Genomic DNA, 14,121 nt, shown 5'->3' with positions numbered 1-14,121 from the left:
GCTCGCTCTCGTTCCACCGCGTTCCCTCCGGGAACGAGAAGAGCCGCACTCCGTGAGGGGAGTGCGGCTCTTCTCGTGCTCGGACCGTCAGGCGATGTCGATCGCCAGTATCGGATCGGTGGTCGGAGTCGGCGAGCCGCCGGCGTCCTCGACCGTCACGGCGACGACTCCGCCCTCGGTGAGGCTCCCCTCGAGCGGGGCCACGGTGCTGCCCTCTCCCCCGTCGAACGTCCCTGCGGCGACCGGACCGGACGAGCCGATGTACCAGAGCTCGTAGGTCTTGTCCTCCGGCAGCGGCGCCAGGTCGTCCACCACGAGGGCGGAGCGGCCGAGCGAGCTCGACCAGACCAGCGTCGCCTGCTCGCCGGTGGCGACCGTGCCGGTCGTCTCCTGCGCGTCGGGGGCGCTGCGGATCTGCTCCAGAGCCGTCTGCTGCTGCGTCTGGCCGGGGCCGGACGAGAGCAGCGGCGGAAGGGTCACTCCGCCGACCACGATCACCGCGGCGGCCGCGGCCGCCGAGAGGTAGACCGCGGGGCGGGCGAACCAGCGGCTCCGGGCGCGGTTCGCGGCGCTGCCGCCACCGTCCCGGCGAGCCGTCGGACCGCTCCGCTCGCCCTCGGAGGCGACGGGGACCAGACGGGGCGCGGCGGGCGCCTCGTGGTCCTCGTCGGGCTCCTCCAGCGGCAGCTGCGGAGTGGTGGCGATGAGCGCCATCAGGTCGGCCTTGAAGCCCGGCGAGGGCTCCACGGCGGGTGCGTCGGCGACCAGCGCCTCCGCCACCTCGGCGAACGCGTCGGCCTCGCCGCGCGCCTCCGGGTGCTCGGAGAGGTATCGCTCGTAGCGCTCCTGCTCCTCGGGCGTCAGGATGCCCAGTGCGTGACCCGCCGCGAGATCGCGCGGGTCGTCCATCCCGTCGGGGAGTCGCACATCGTTCACAGGGCCACCCCCATCTCTTCTCGAAGTCTGATCATTCCGTCACGCAGGCGTGTCTTGACGGTTCCCACGGGGCACTGCAGGATCCCCGCGATCTCGCTGTGCGAGTATCCGCCGTAGTAAGCGAGCTGCAGCGCCTGCCGCTGCAGTTCCGTCAGGCGGCCCATGGCGGCCGCGACCTTCTCGTGCTCGAGGGACACCTCCGCCTGCTCGGAGACCTGGTCGTAGTCGCGTCCGAGGTCTCGGATTCCGATGCGCATGTCCCGATCACGGCCGGCTTGAGCCGCGCGGACCCTGTCGATGGCCCTGCGGTGTGCCATCGTGAGGATCCAGGTCGTCGCGCTTCCTTTATTCGGAGCGAAACGCCCAGCGGTTTGCCAGATCTCGAGGAAGACCTCCTGGGCCACCTCCTCGGACTGGGAGCGGTCGACGAGGACGCGGATGATCAGGCCGAGGACCCGGCCGGCCATCTGGTCGTAGAGCGCGGCGAACGCGGCCTGCTCTCCTCCGGCGATGCGCTCGAGGAGGACAGCCGCCTCCGCTGTGGTGTCGTCCGTCATCAGCCCCGCCTCGCCCGCGCCCGGGCTGAAAGATTCCGCGTCATCCAGAAGGCTGTCACGGCCAGGCCTGCTACGACGACCGACACCTCGATCGGATGCGTCACGAATCGGACATCCAGCGCCAACGTGCCGATCGGCACGAGCGCCGGATCGCCCAGCCGGGGGGCCAGCCAGAGCGAGATCACCGCCACCGCCGCAGCGGTGATGCCCGGATAGCTGCGCGGGCGGATGAGGACCCAGAGCCCGGCGAGCACGTCGAGGACCGCGAGGACGCGCATCACCGTGCCCTGCGAGAGCGAGACCCCCGCGGCGAACTGGGCGCCCTCCGCGTCGTCGACGCTCGGCGCGGCGAGGAGGTAGAGGGCGGCGACGACCAGCAGCCCCGCCCCCGCCCAGACGCGCGCGCCGATCCGGAGAGCTCTGCTGTTCTTCATTCCGCTGGCGCCTGTCTGTGGGGACTCGGGCGAGGATCGACTCCTCCTGGGCCCTCGCCTCGCGCACCGTGGCGGCGATGCGAGCAGAGAAGGGGCCGGACCGCAGGAACGCCTCTCGGCGCGAGGCCGCTCGAAGCGGCTATAAGTGGAGCCCGGGGTTACTGCGATCCGGCTTCCGCCAGTCTACCAAAGGCCTCCGCGGTGGCGGCGAGCGGCGTTCGCAGTGGGTGAACGCGGGTTGCGCGTCACTCCAGGGAGTCGCTCCGCCACAGCCGCGCGCAGCTCACGAGCTCGGCCGCGGTGGTCGAGAGGCGCAGGGCGCGGGTGGTCAGCTCGCTCGCCCGGGCGGGGTTCACCGGCTCCACGTCGTCGGCGACCGAGACGGCTCCGGAGGCGCTCACGCGGCAGAACGCCGCGGCGCGGTCCAGTGCCACCGCGAAGTCGCCGTCGAAGACGCCGCGGAGGATCCGGTCGGCCAGCTCGGTGATCTCTGCCGGCCCCGTGGGAGTGCTGGCTCCGGCGACCACCGGGTCGATCGTGGCGGACAGTTCGACTCCGCGCTGGTAGAGGAAGCTCGTGCTCTCCGGGTCCTGCCGGATGACCAGCCGCAGCAGGTAGATCCGCCAGAGGGCGCCCGGCAGGCTCGCCGCGCTGGAGCGCGCCCAGAGCTCGGCGAGCGCGTCGATGCCGTTGTGGTCGGTGTACTCGACCAGGCGGTCGATGACCACCGGGTCGGGGTCGTTCCGGACACGGCTCAGCAGCGCGATCGCGGTCTCGTGGGCGACGCGGCTGATCTGCGCCGGGTCCTCTCCTCCCTGGAACGCCTCGAAGACGTGGGAGGGGAACTTGGTCGGCTTGTGGAAGCCGTCTGTCATGGGGCCGCCTTCCGCGGTCGTGCGCGCGGACGCTCTCGCGCTCGCGCTCCGTAGGGGGTTCGAGGAGGGTAACGCCCACGGCTGGACGGGTATGCCCGCGCGGAGGACGCGGTCCGCTCCGGGATCGTCCGCGGTCCGGGCCGCACCTGCTCCGGGCCGCACCTGCTCCGGGGGCGTCGACGGCCCGCTACCCTGGAGCGCGCGGGCCTCTAGCTCAGTTGGCAGAGCAGCGGACTTTTAATCCGCGGGTCGTCGGTTCGAGCCCGACGGGGCCCACCACTCGACCGCCTGGTCGCGCTTTCCGGACAGTGCCAGGGCGCAGCCAGGTCGCCGCACTACCGTGCAGAGGTGCTGACCGTCCTCCGCGTCCTCCTGCGCCGGCCTCGGCTGTGCGAGGCGTGCCGCGTCCGGCCGGCCCGCCGCCGTGACCCGTTCTGCTCGACGGACTGCGCGAAGACGTACTACCTCTACCTCTGACGCCCCGTCCGGGCCGCGGTGCTCCGCGACGGCGTCACTCGTGGCAGAGCGACCACACCTCGTCCGGGTAGTCGCGGACCTTCTCGCCGACGAGCAGGCGCCAGCGGCCGTCATGGTGCTCGAGCAGGCGGCCGGTGACGACCTCCGAGAGCCAGTCGGAGTCGATCCGGTACCAGCGGACGAGGCGGACGGTTGTCGCGGTGTGCGAGACGCGGGTCGTCATCGCGGGAGTCCCTTCTCGAGGAGGGAGCGGGGTGCTGGAACCAGCGGGGCGTTCGACGCGCGAACTGGGGGATGACCCGCGCCGGGACGACTCCGTTGTCGACCGGCCGGGAGACTGCGGCGGGCATCCGGCGGACCGGATGCCAGGAACTCTAGACGACCGCGCGGACGGTGTCTGTCCCGTCGCCGGTCACAGCGGAGCGACTCCGTTCAGCGGGCTCAGGGCTGGACGGTGCAGCCGGCCGGGCGCGTCTGCCGGAACGCCGCCGCCTCGCGGGTGCGGGAGCGGAGCCTCCTCGCGCGGCGGCGGAGGAGCCGCTCGCTCGGGCCGAAGGCTCCGGATTCGAGGAGCTGGCGGAGGGACAGGGTCACCTGCCGGGCCAGACGGGGATCGATGCGGCCGGGGATCCGGATCGCGTCGATGAGGTCGAGGGCGTTGCGCGTGGTGCGGGAGATCGCCATGACGGAACCCTAGGGAGGCCGGGGCGCGGTGTGCGCGCCCCGGACGGGGGCGCCGACGGGGACTGATGCTCAGCCCCGGGGCGCCCCGGCGGGATCAGTCGTGCCCGTTGCTGCCGTCGCCACGGCCCGTGGAGGACTGCAGGCGGTCGATGTGCTCGGAGGCCTGGGCCTTGGTGAGGTCGGCGGGCAGGGTCTCGCCCGCCTCGCGCGCGAGAGTGTCGAGGTAGCTGCGCTGCGGGCCGGTCATCGGCTCGTCGCCGGTGACCCAGTCGGACGGGTCCTTGCTGGCGCTGGTGTCGCTGCCGTCGTCGGCACGGGCGCCGAGGACGTCGCCCTCGGTCTTGACATCGGGATCGGTGGTGTTGTCATCGCTCATGGTGCGACCGTACGCCCGACCACCGACGTCGACGAGGGCTTGCGGAGCGGGCCCGGGCGCCCCGCTTCACGAGCCGAGCAGCGCGTGCGCGACGGTGAAGATGACCAGCCCGGCCAGGGAGCCCACGACGGTGCCGTTGATCCGGATGAACTGGAGGTCCTTCCCGACCTGCAGCTCGAGCTTCTCGGACGTCTCGCGCGGGTCCCAACGGTGGATGGTGTCGCCGATGATGCTGGCGATGTCGGTGCGGTAGCGGTCGACCAGGTTGGCCGCGACCGATCCGATCCAGGAGTCGACGGTCGCCGCGAGACCGGCGTCGGTCGAGAGCCGGCGGCCCAGATCGACCACGATCGACTCGATGCTGCCGCGGAGGGGGCTCGACGGGTCGTCCATCGCGCCGAGGAGGGAGGCCTTCGTCGCCTCCCAGGCGTCCCCGGCGAGCTCGCGGACGCGCGGGCTGTCGAAGGCGCGGTTCTTGATCTCCTCGACCCGGGCGATCAGGTCGGGGTCGGTGCCCAGATCCTGCGCCAGCGTGGCGAGGTAGCCGTCGATCGCGATCCGGAACGGGTGCACCTGGTCCTCGCGCACCGCGGCGACGAAGACGAGCGCCTCGCGGTACAGCCGCTCGTCCACCGCTCGGCTGACCGCGGAGGGCAGCCAGCTCGGCAGGCGGCCGCTGACCATGCGGGTGAAGCTCTGCGGGTTCGCGGTCAGCCACGCCTCCGCCTGCTCCACCAGCGTGTCCACGAGGCGCCGGTGGTGGCCCGCCTCGACCACGCTGCCCACCAGCGAGCCCAGCGGCGGGCCCCACTGCGGGTCGAGGAGGTGGCGCCGCGCCAGCGCCTCGATCACGCGCTGCACGTCGGAGTCGTCCAGCAGGGCGATCGCCGAGCGGACGGCCGCGGCGCTCTCGCCGCCGACCCGGTGCGCGTTCTCCGGCTCGGCGAGCCACAGCCCCGCCCGCCGGGCGATCCCGAAGGAGTCGAGCTTCTCGCGCACGATGGCGCCGCGGAGGAAGTTCTCCTCGACGAACTGCGCGAGGCTCGCGCCGATCTCGTCCTTCTTGGTCGGGATGATCGCGGTGTGCGGGATCGGCAGGCCCAGCGGCCGCCGGAACAGCGCGGTCACGGCGAACCAGTCGGCGAGCGCGCCGACCATCCCGCCCTCGCTCGCGGCCCGGACCCACTGCAGCCACGGGTAGCGCTCCTGCAGGGCGAACGACACGGCGAAGACGACGGCCATCACCACGAGCAGGCCCGTGGCGAGCCGCTTCATCCGGACGAGGGCGACGCGCTTGGCCTCGTCGTCGCGCCCGACGGCCGCGAGGGTGGTCATGACGCGGTGGGGAACCCCTCGTGGCGGATGCCCCACGCGACGGTCCACTCCTCGCCCGGCTCGAGCCAGCGCAGGCCCTGCCCGCTGTTGAAGGCCTCTGCGGGAGCGGTCATCGGCTCCACGGCGATCGCGGTCTTCACGTCGTCGCCGTCGGGGAAGATCCGGGTGATGAAGACCTGGATGAAGTTGTGCGAGGCGTCGGCCCAGAGGAGCACGCGGCGGCCGTCCGCGGCGCGGAGGCCGTGCACGCTCTCGCCGTCGACCATCCGGACGTCGGCCCAGGCGTCGTCGAGCTCCAGGTCGCCGATTCGGCGGCCGGAGCGGAGGTCCCACTCGGTGCCCTCGACCGGGTTCTGCACGGTGGGGTTGAGGCGCTCGTCGACCTCGATGTGCACCGCCGCGTCGACGGTGATCTCGAGCTCATCGGTCGGGACGTCGCCGATGGCGAGGAAGGGGTGCGTGCCGATGGCGACGGGCGCCTCGTCGGCTCCGACGTTGACGACGCGGTGGACGACCTTCAGCCCGTCGGCCTGCAGCTCGTAGCGGACCGAGGTCTCGAGGTGGAACGGGTAGCCCGCCTGCGGCACGACCGGCGCGGCCAGCTCGACGAAGGACGGGCCCTGGTCGACGAGGCGGTACGTGGTGCTCACCAGGAGGCCGTGGATGGCGTTGTGGTACTTCGGCTCGGTGATCGCGAGCTGGAGCGTCTCGCCGCGGTGGTGCCAGCGCCCGTCCTTCACGCGGTTGGGCCAGGGCATCAGGACGATGCCCGAGCCGAACGGCGGGACGGTGCTCTCCGGGTAGGAGGCGGTGATCTCCACTCCGTCGACCGAGAGGTGGCGCAGCGCTGCGGCCACCTCCGTCACGACGGCGTGCAGGGTGCGTCCCTCGGCGGTGAGGTCGAGCGAGAACTGGCGCCCGGTGGCGGGGGCGGGGGTGAAGTCGGCCATTCCTCGATCCTACGGACTGACGCGCTCGCCGAGCGTCCGGCAGCGGGTGACCGCGAGCCCCGCCTCCTCCAGAGCGGCGACGAGTCCGTCGGCGGCGCCCGCCCCCGTGAGCAGACGGTCGAACTCGTCGGGAGCGGCGACCCGGCCGAGGTCGACCACTCCGAGCTTCGAGGAGTCCGCGACCACGACCCGGCGGGTCGCCGCCTGCAGCATCCGGCGCTTCAGGGTCGCCTCCGGGAGGTTGACGTTGGTGACGCCGGCCTCGGGGTGCACGCCGGTGCAGCCGATGAAGGCGATGTCGGCGCGGATCCGCTCGAGCAGCTCGGACGCGAGCGGCTCGACCAGCGAGTGCTGCAGCGGCCGCAGAGTGCCCCCGGTGACGACGACCGTGAAGCGCGGGATGGCCGGCTCGAGCGCCAGCGCCGTGGAGAGGCCGTTCGTGATCACCGTGACGTCGCGCAGCTCCTCCCGCGCCACGAGCGCGTGCGCGATGGCGAGCGGGGTGGTGCCCACGTCGAGCACGATGCTCTGCCCGGAGGAGACGGAGGCGGCGGCCTCCTCGCCGATCGCGGCCTTCTCGTCGGAGGCGGCGCTCAGGCCCTCCTCGAGCGAGCGCTCACCGGTGGGCCTCGGCGCCGGGATCGCCCCTCCGCGCACCCGCTGGAGGACGCCCTCGCTCGCGAGCAGGGCGAGATCGGAGCGGACCGTGACGACCGAGACCCCGAGCATGTCGGCCATCGGGGCGACCCCGACGAAGCCCGAGCTCTCGGCGGCCAGACGCAGCCGCAGCCGGCGCTCGATCGCCGACGTGGACTCCTGCTCGCCGTCCGTCCTCATCCGCCCATCGTGCCCGCGGGCCGGTGGACTTGTCAAAGGGAAAACGAGCTTTCCTTTTCGAAGGTGCGGCCCTAGTCTGACTCCTGCCATGAACGAAGCGATCACCCTCTCCGCCGGCGTCGTCAAGCGCCCGCACACGCTGGCCGACGGCCGCGAGCTCCTCTACTTCGACGACGCCGACACGACGCTCCCCCCGGAGCGCGCCGCCGACGCCCGCCACCTCGACCCCCGCCCCGCCACCGCGCGGATGCGCCAGGACGTGCTGACCGGCGAGTGGGTCTCCATCGCCGCGTCGCGCCAGAACCGCGTGTTCCTGCCGCCGGCCGAGCTCGATCCGCTCGCCCCGGCGTCGCCGACGAACCCGTCGGAGGTGCCCAGCCGCTACGACGTCGCCGTCTTCGAGAACCGCTCCCCCTCCTTCGGCCCGCTTCTCGAGGACGCGGACGCGCCCGCCTCGCTGGAGGACCTGCGCACCCTCGGGCTCGGCCGGACGCTGACCAGCGTCGGCCGCTGCGAGGTCGTCTGCTTCAGCCCCGAGCACGAGGGGTCGTTCGCCACGCTCAGCGCCTCCCGCGCCCGGACCGTGGTCGAGGCCTGGGCCGACCGCGTGGGCGCCCTCTCGGCCCTTCCCGGCGTGCAGCAGGTCTTCCCGTTCGAGAACCGCGGCGAGGCGATCGGCGTCACGCTGCACCACCCCCACGGGCAGATCTACTCCTACCCCTACGTCACGCCGCGCACGACCCGTCTGCTCGCCTCGCTCGACAGCTACGGGCCCTCGATGTTCGCCGACGTCCTCGCCTTCGAGCAGGCCGGCGAGCGCGTCCTCCTCCGCGGCGAGCACTTCACCGCGTTCGTGCCGTTCGCCGCGCGCTGGCCCGTCGAGGTGCACCTCCTGCCGCACCGCCACGTCCCCGACCTGGCGGCGACCACCCCGGAGGAGCGCGACGAGCTGGCTGCGATGTACCAGCGCCTGCTCCGCGGCATCGACGCCCTCTACGACACCCCGACGCCCTACATCGCCGCCTGGCACCAGGCCCCGGTGCACGAGCGCCGCGACGAGGTGCGCCTGATGCTCCAGATCACCTCGCCCCGCCGCGCCGAGACGAAGCTCAAGTACCTCGCGGGGAGCGAGGCCGCGATGGGCGCCTGGATCGGCGACATCGCCCCCGAGACGAGCGCCGCGGCCCTGCGCGCGGCGATCGAGCGGGCCGACGCGGCCGTGCTCGAGGCCGGGATCGCACAGCGCCCCGACGCGGCGCTGCCGGTCGCCGCGCACAGCGACGACTCGCTTCCCGGCGACGCCGCCACTCCCGCCACCACCGCCGCCGACATCGCCGAGGAGAACCGATGACCGCCGCTCCCGCCTCCCTGACCGCCGTCGCCGAGAGCGCGGCCGCCGCCTTCGAGCGCACCTTCGGCCGCCCCGCCGCGGGCGTCTGGGCCGGCCCCGGCCGCGTGAACCTGATCGGCGAGCACACCGACTACAACGACGGCTTCGTCTTCCCCTTCGCGATCGACCGCGCCACGGCGATGGCCGTCGCTCCGAGGGAGGACCGCCTGATCCGGATCAGCAGCGCCTTCTCCCCCGACGTGGTCGAGGTCGCTCTCGACGAGCTCGGCCCCGGCGCCGTGACCGGCTGGTCGGCCTACCCGCTCGGCGTGGTCTGGGCGCTCACCGAGTACGGCGTCGACCTGGGCTCCCGCTCGGGCTTCGACGCGTACGTCGACTCCGACGTGCCGGTCGGCGCGGGGCTCTCGAGCTCGGCGGCGCTGATGTGCGCGATGGCCGTCGCCCTCGACGAGCTCTGGCACCTCGGCTTCGACCGCGCGACGATGGCCCGCGTCGGCCGTCGCGCCGAGAACGTCGCGGTCGGCGCCCCCACCGGGATCATGGACGAGTCCGCCTCCCTCTTCGGAAAGCGCGACGCCGCGGTGTTCCTCGACTGCCGCAGCCTCGACACCGAGGTCGTCCCCCTCGGCTTCGAGGAGGCCGGGCTCGTCCTGCTCGTCGTCGACACGCGCGTCGAGCACGCGCACGCCACCGGCGGCTACGCCGAGCGGCGCGCCTCCTGCGAGCTCGGCGCCGCGACCCTCGGCGTGCCGTCGCTCCGCGAGCTGACGGTCGACGACCTGCCGCGCGCCCAGGAGCTCCTCGACGACGTCACCTACCGGCGCGTGAAGCACGTCGTGACCGAGGACGTCCGCGTGCTCGAGACCGTCCGCACCCTGCGCGAGCACGGTCCCCGGGCGATCGGCGATCTGCTCGACGCCGGCCACGTCTCACTCCGCGACGACTTCGAGATCTCGGTGCCCGAGCTCGACACCGCCGTCGAGGCGGCGCGCGGCGCCGGAGCGATCGGCGCCCGGATGACCGGAGGCGGCTTCGGCGGCTCCGCGATCGCCCTCACGCCGGTGGAGAAGGAGGAGGAGGTCCGCGCCGCGGTCCTCGCCGCCTTCGCCGAGAAGGGCTTCGCGACTCCGGAGCTCTTCCTGGTCACGGCCGCCGACGGCGCGGGTCGCGTGCTCTGACCTCTGCTTCCGTCGACGCCCCCTGCGACCTCGCGTCGCAGGGGGCGTTCCTCGTCCAGCCGCTACGGCGCCGGATCCGGCGGAACGACGGCGCGCGATTCTCCCCCGGTGACCCGGACCAGCTCGGCGAAGCTCGTCGGGTAGACGGTGTGCGCGTGCCCGGCCGCAGCCCAGACCACGTCGTAGGCGGCGAGGGCCGCGTCGACCACGGTGCGCAGCGGCGCGGGATGGCCCACCGGCGCGATCCCGCCGATCGTCTGGCCCGTCGCGGACTTCACCTCCGCGGCCGGCGCCCGGGTGATCGATCCGCCCAGCTGCACGCCCAGCCAGGCGGTGTCGACGCGGTGGCCGCCGCTGGTCAGGACCAGCAGCGGCACACCGTCGAGCAGGAACACGAGCGAGTTGGCGATCTGACCGACGTCGACGCCCAGCGCCTCGGCCGCCAGTGCGGCCGTCGACGCGGCCGAGTCGAGCCAGCGCACGGTCGGGTGCGCGCCGTGCCGGTCGAGGTCGGCGAGGACGCGGTCGGCGGCCGGGTGGCTCCGTTCGCTCATGCCGCCGAGGCTAGCGCCCCGGCCGCGCTCACTTCTCGAACGTGGAGGCGTCGATCACGAAGCGGTAGCGGACGTCCGAGGCGAGGACGCGCTCGTAGGCCTCGTTGATCTGCGAGGCCGAGACGACCTCGACCTCGCTCGCGATGCCCTTCTCGGCACAGAAGTCGAGCATCTCCTGGGTCTCGCGGATGCCGCCGATGCCCGAGCCCGCGAAGGAGCGACGGGCGCCGAAGAGCGTGAAGACGTGCAGCGGCAGCGCCTCGGCCGGAGCGCCCACGTTCACCATCGTGCCGTTGCGGCGCAGGAGCCCCAGGTAGGCGTCGAGGTCGAGGGGCGCGCTGACCGTGTTGACGATCAGGTCGAAGGTGTTCGCGAGATCGGTGAAGGTCGCCTCGTCGCGCGTCGCGTAGTAGTGGTCGGCGCCCAGGCGGAGGCCGTCCTCCTTCTTGCTGAGGGTCTGCGAGAGTACGGTGACCTCGGCGCCCATCGCGTGCGCGAACTTGACGGCCATGTGGCCGAGCCCGCCGAGGCCGACGACGGCCACGCGCTTGCCGGGCCCCGCCTCCCAGTGCGAGAGCGGCGAGTAGGTCGTGATGCCCGCGCACAGCAGCGGAGCGGCGGCCTCGTAGGGGATCGACTCCGGGACGCGGAGCACGAAGTCCTCGACGACGACGACGTGCGTGGAGTAGCCGCCCTGGGTGATGGTGCCGTCGCGGTCGACGGAGGCGTAGGTGCCGGTATTGCCCTTCAGGCAGTACTGCTCCTCGCCCGCGAGGCAGTTCTCGCACTCGCGGCAGGAGTTCACCATGCAGCCGACGCCGACGCGGTCGCCGACGGAGTGCTTGGTGACCTCGGAGCCGACCTCGGCCACGACGCCGACGATCTCGTGGCCGACGATCAGCGGGTACGCCACCGGTCCCCAGTCGCCGCGGACGGTGTGGATGTCGGAGTGGCAGATGCCGGAGTAGGCGATCTCGATGAGCACGTCGTGCGGTCCGACGTCGCGGCGCTCGATGGTGGTGGGGACGAGCGGCTCGGTCGCGGAGGGGGCGGCGTAGGCGGTGACGGTGAGCATGGGTTCTCCTCGTGGGGCGGGGCGCGCTCCGAGGACGTGTCCGACGGGGTGGGGGACGCGAGAGCGCCGGGCCACGCTACCGGCAGGCGACTGGACGTCGCCCCCGAGCGCGGTCCGGCGCGGGTCCTGTGGCGCGGGACCGGTCAGCGCAGGGCGCGCTCGGCCGCCGTCACCACGTTGTGGATGAGCATCGCGCGCGTCATCGGGCCGACGCCGCCGGGCACGGGCGAGAGCCAGCCCGCGACCTCCGCCACCTCCGGTGAGACGTCGCCGGTCAGCTTCGCGCGGCCCGTCTCCGGGTTCTCGACCCGCGTGATTCCCACGTCGAGCACGGCGGCGCCGGGCTTCACCCAGTCGGCGCGGATGAGCCCGGGCACGCCCACGGCGGCCACCACGATGTCGGCGCGGCGCACCTCCGCGGCGAGATCGGCCGTGCGGGAGTGGGTGAGGGTCACGGTGGCGTCGAGGCCCTTCCGCGTGAGCAGGAGCCCGAGCGGACGGCCGACGGTGAGCCCGCGGCCCACGACGACGACATGCCGGCCCGAGGTCGGGATGCCGTGGCGCTGCAGCATCTCGACGATCCCGTTCGGCGTGCAGGGCAGCGGGCTGTCCAGCTCGCCCTCGACGCCGAGAACCAGGCGGCCGAGGTTGGTGGGGTGCAGGCCGTCGGCGTCCTTGTCCGGATGCATGAGCTCGAGCATCGCGTTCTCGTCGATGCCCTTCGGCAGCGGGAGCTGGATGATGTACCCGGTCACGGCCTCCGAGTCGTTGAGCTGCCGGATGGCGGCGCGGATGTCGTCCGCCGACGCGGTCGCGGGGAGGTCCACGCGGATCGACTCGATCCCGACCTCCGCGCAGTCGCGGTGCTTGCCCGCGACGTACGAGCGGGAGGCGGGATCGTCCCCCACCAGCAGCGTTCCGAGCCCGGGCACGACGCCCCGCTCGCGCAGAGCGGCGACCCGCTCCGCGATCTCCGTCTTGACCGCCGTCGCCGTCGCGACGCCGTCGAGTACCTGTGCCGTCATCTCGGGCTCCTCGGTCGTGGCGCGGCGGAGGGGGACGGTGCCCCGGCCTCCGCCGCGCGGGTGGTGCAGCGGATCGACTACAGCCCGGGGTAGAGCGGGAAGTCGTCGGTGAGGCGGGCGACACGGCCGCGCAGCGCCTCGAGGTCGGCCGAGGGCTTGAGCGCCTCGGCGATGACGTCGGCGACCTCGGTGAACTCCGTGTCGCCGAAGCCACGGGTCGCGAGCGCCGGCGTGCCGATGCGCAGGCCCGAGGTGACCATCGGCGGGCGGGGGTCGAACGGCACGGCGTTGCGGTTGACCGTGATGCCGACCTCGTGGAGGCGGTCCTCGGCCTGCTTGCCGTCCAGCGGCGAGTCGCGCAGGTCGGCGAGGACGAGGTGGACGTCCGTGCCGCCGGTCAGGACGTCGATGCCCTCGGCCTTCGAGTCGGCCGCCGTGAGGCGCTCGGCGAGGATCTGCGCGCCGCGGATGGTGCGTGCCTGGCGATCGGCGAACTCGGGCTCGCCGGCGAGCTTGAACGCGGTCGCCTTCGCGGCGATCACGTGCATGAGCGGGCCGCCCTGCTGGCCGGGGAAGACGGCCGAGTTCAGCTTCTTGGCGTACTCCTGCTTCGCGAGGATGAGCCCCGAGCGCGGGCCGGCCAGCGTCTTGTGGACGGTGGTGGTCACGACGTCGGCGTAGGGCACCGGCGACGGGTGCAGTCCCGCCGCCACGAGGCCGGCGAAGTGGGCCATGTCGACCCAGAGCTTCGCGCCGACCTCGTCGGCGATGGCGCGGAACGCCTCGAAGTCGAGCTGACGGGGGTAGGCGGACCAGCCGGCGATGAGCACCTGCGGACGGACCTCGAGGGCCTTCTCGCGGACCGCGTCCATGTCGATGCGGAAGGTCTGCGGGTCGACGCCGTACGCGGTCGCGTTGTAGAGCTTGCCCGAGAAGTTCAGCTTCATGCCGTGGGTCAGGTGGCCGCCGTGCGCGAGCTCGAGGCCGAGGATGGTGTCTCCGGGCTGCACGAGCGCGGCGAGCGCCGCGGCGTTGGCGGAGGCGCCGGAGTGCGGCTGGACGTTGGCGAACTCGGCGCCGAAGAGGGCCTTGGCTCGGTCGATCGCGAGCTGCTCGGCGATGTCGACGTACTCGCAGCCGCCGTAGTAGCGGCGGCCGGGGTATCCCTCGGCGTACTTGTTGGTCAGGACGGAGCCCTGCGACTCGAGGATCGCGCGCGGAACGAAGTTCTCGCTCGCGATCATCTCGAGGTAGCCGCGCTGGCGGTCGAGCTCCTGCTGGAGCACGGCGGCGATCTCGGGGTCGACCACCGACACGGGCTGGTCGAACGAGGCGGCGACGCCGGGGCTGGCGGGGGAAGAGGACACGGACGCTCCTTGGCTGGGAAACGGAAGGGGCCCGGCAGGTCGCTGCGGCGCGACACGGCTCGTTCGGGCGACCCGATCTACGGTATCCGTTCCAGCCCAGGCGTGCGGCG

Annotated in this window: 17 protein-coding genes and 1 tRNA gene; 4 read left to right on the top strand and 14 right to left on the bottom strand. The window is 72.9% G+C overall.

Going from position 1 to position 14,121, the window contains the following annotated elements:
- Positions 1-87 precede the first annotated feature (87 nt).
- From C5D50_RS08505 to C5D50_RS08490, 4 genes are all read right to left on the bottom strand, one after another.
- Entirely contained in the window at positions 88-936 is an 849-nt protein-coding gene (locus C5D50_RS08505; RefSeq protein ID WP_146086905.1) for an anti-sigma factor domain-containing protein, read from the bottom strand.
- A complete protein-coding gene (sigK, locus tag C5D50_RS08500; protein WP_104224709.1) occupies positions 933-1,493 on the bottom strand; it encodes an ECF RNA polymerase sigma factor SigK in 561 nt (186 codons plus the stop codon). Before sigK ends, C5D50_RS08505 begins: the two co-directional genes overlap by 4 nt.
- Positions 1,493-1,927 (bottom strand): hypothetical protein, encoded by a 435-nt coding sequence (locus C5D50_RS08495; RefSeq protein ID WP_104224710.1) that lies wholly within the window; start codon positions 1,925-1,927, stop codon positions 1,493-1,495. Before C5D50_RS08495 ends, sigK begins: the two co-directional genes overlap by 1 nt.
- Before the next feature lie 245 nt (positions 1,928-2,172).
- Positions 2,173-2,802: a DNA-directed RNA polymerase subunit beta gene (locus C5D50_RS08490; protein ID WP_104227273.1), complete on the bottom strand. Its 630-nt coding sequence runs from the start codon at positions 2,800-2,802 to the stop codon at positions 2,173-2,175.
- A 203-nt stretch (positions 2,803-3,005) separates the two neighbouring features.
- Between C5D50_RS08490 and C5D50_RS08485 the strand changes: the two genes are divergently transcribed.
- Both C5D50_RS08485 and C5D50_RS16855 read left to right on the top strand, forming a co-directional pair.
- Positions 3,006-3,081 (top strand) — tRNA-Lys (locus C5D50_RS08485).
- Between the two features lie 69 nt (positions 3,082-3,150).
- Positions 3,151-3,279, top strand: a complete 129-nt coding sequence (locus C5D50_RS16855; protein WP_258059535.1) for a hypothetical protein — start codon at positions 3,151-3,153, stop codon at positions 3,277-3,279.
- 34 nt (positions 3,280-3,313) lie between these two features.
- Here the strand turns inward: C5D50_RS16855 and C5D50_RS08480 are convergent, their stop codons facing one another.
- The 6 genes from C5D50_RS08480 to C5D50_RS08455 form a co-directional block, all read right to left on the bottom strand.
- On the bottom strand, positions 3,314-3,502 hold the full coding sequence (locus C5D50_RS08480) for a hypothetical protein (protein ID WP_104238738.1): 189 nt from the start codon (positions 3,500-3,502) through the stop codon (positions 3,314-3,316).
- A 218-nt stretch (positions 3,503-3,720) separates the two neighbouring features.
- A complete protein-coding gene (locus C5D50_RS08475; protein ID WP_104256416.1) occupies positions 3,721-3,963 on the bottom strand; it encodes a hypothetical protein in 243 nt (80 codons plus the stop codon).
- 94 nt (positions 3,964-4,057) lie between these two features.
- The gene (locus tag C5D50_RS08470; RefSeq protein ID WP_104224714.1) at positions 4,058-4,339 is read right to left on the bottom strand and encodes a DUF3072 domain-containing protein; all 282 of its coding nucleotides are present in this window, start codon (positions 4,337-4,339) and stop codon (positions 4,058-4,060) included.
- Positions 4,340-4,405: 66 nt separating this feature from the next.
- Complete coding sequence (locus C5D50_RS08465) at positions 4,406-5,674, bottom strand: DUF445 domain-containing protein (RefSeq protein ID WP_104224715.1); 1,269 nt, start codon at positions 5,672-5,674, stop codon at positions 4,406-4,408.
- Positions 5,671-6,624, bottom strand: coding sequence for an aldose 1-epimerase family protein (locus tag C5D50_RS08460; RefSeq protein WP_104283268.1), 954 nt, complete (start codon positions 6,622-6,624; stop codon positions 5,671-5,673). The genes C5D50_RS08465 and C5D50_RS08460 overlap by 4 nt, the downstream gene beginning before the upstream one ends.
- A 9-nt stretch (positions 6,625-6,633) precedes the next feature.
- A complete protein-coding gene (locus C5D50_RS08455) occupies positions 6,634-7,461 on the bottom strand; it encodes a DeoR/GlpR family DNA-binding transcription regulator (protein ID WP_104256413.1) in 828 nt (275 codons plus the stop codon).
- An 88-nt stretch (positions 7,462-7,549) separates the two neighbouring features.
- Between C5D50_RS08455 and galT the strand changes: the two genes are divergently transcribed.
- Both galT and galK read left to right on the top strand, forming a co-directional pair.
- A complete protein-coding gene (gene galT / locus C5D50_RS08450; protein ID WP_104283267.1) occupies positions 7,550-8,812 on the top strand; it encodes a galactose-1-phosphate uridylyltransferase in 1,263 nt (420 codons plus the stop codon).
- Entirely contained in the window at positions 8,809-9,990 is a 1,182-nt protein-coding gene (galK, locus tag C5D50_RS08445) for a galactokinase (protein WP_104283266.1), read from the top strand. Before galT ends, galK begins: the two co-directional genes overlap by 4 nt.
- A gap of 62 nt (positions 9,991-10,052) precedes the next feature.
- On the opposite strand, the gene C5D50_RS08440 is transcribed toward galK, so the two are convergent.
- The 4 genes from C5D50_RS08440 to glyA all read right to left on the bottom strand — a co-directional run bounded on the left by C5D50_RS08440 (position 10,053) and on the right by glyA (position 14,011).
- Complete coding sequence (locus C5D50_RS08440; protein WP_104283265.1) at positions 10,053-10,544, bottom strand: YbaK/EbsC family protein; 492 nt, start codon at positions 10,542-10,544, stop codon at positions 10,053-10,055.
- A gap of 28 nt (positions 10,545-10,572) precedes the next feature.
- Positions 10,573-11,619, bottom strand: coding sequence for an NAD(P)-dependent alcohol dehydrogenase (locus C5D50_RS08435; protein ID WP_104283264.1), 1,047 nt, complete (start codon positions 11,617-11,619; stop codon positions 10,573-10,575).
- A gap of 143 nt (positions 11,620-11,762) precedes the next feature.
- On the bottom strand, positions 11,763-12,644 hold the full coding sequence (locus tag C5D50_RS08430; RefSeq protein WP_104283263.1) for a bifunctional methylenetetrahydrofolate dehydrogenase/methenyltetrahydrofolate cyclohydrolase: 882 nt from the start codon (positions 12,642-12,644) through the stop codon (positions 11,763-11,765).
- Positions 12,645-12,721: 77 nt separating this feature from the next.
- Complete coding sequence (glyA, locus tag C5D50_RS08425) at positions 12,722-14,011, bottom strand: serine hydroxymethyltransferase (protein WP_104224723.1); 1,290 nt, start codon at positions 14,009-14,011, stop codon at positions 12,722-12,724.
- Positions 14,012-14,121: the final 110 nt, after the last annotated feature.

Source organism: Rathayibacter sp. RFBD1 (assembly GCF_002932915.1).
Lineage (GTDB): Bacteria > Actinomycetota > Actinomycetes > Actinomycetales > Microbacteriaceae > Rathayibacter.
Note: the sequence above shows the minus strand (reverse complement) of the source record. Positions and strands in the feature narration are given on the sequence as shown.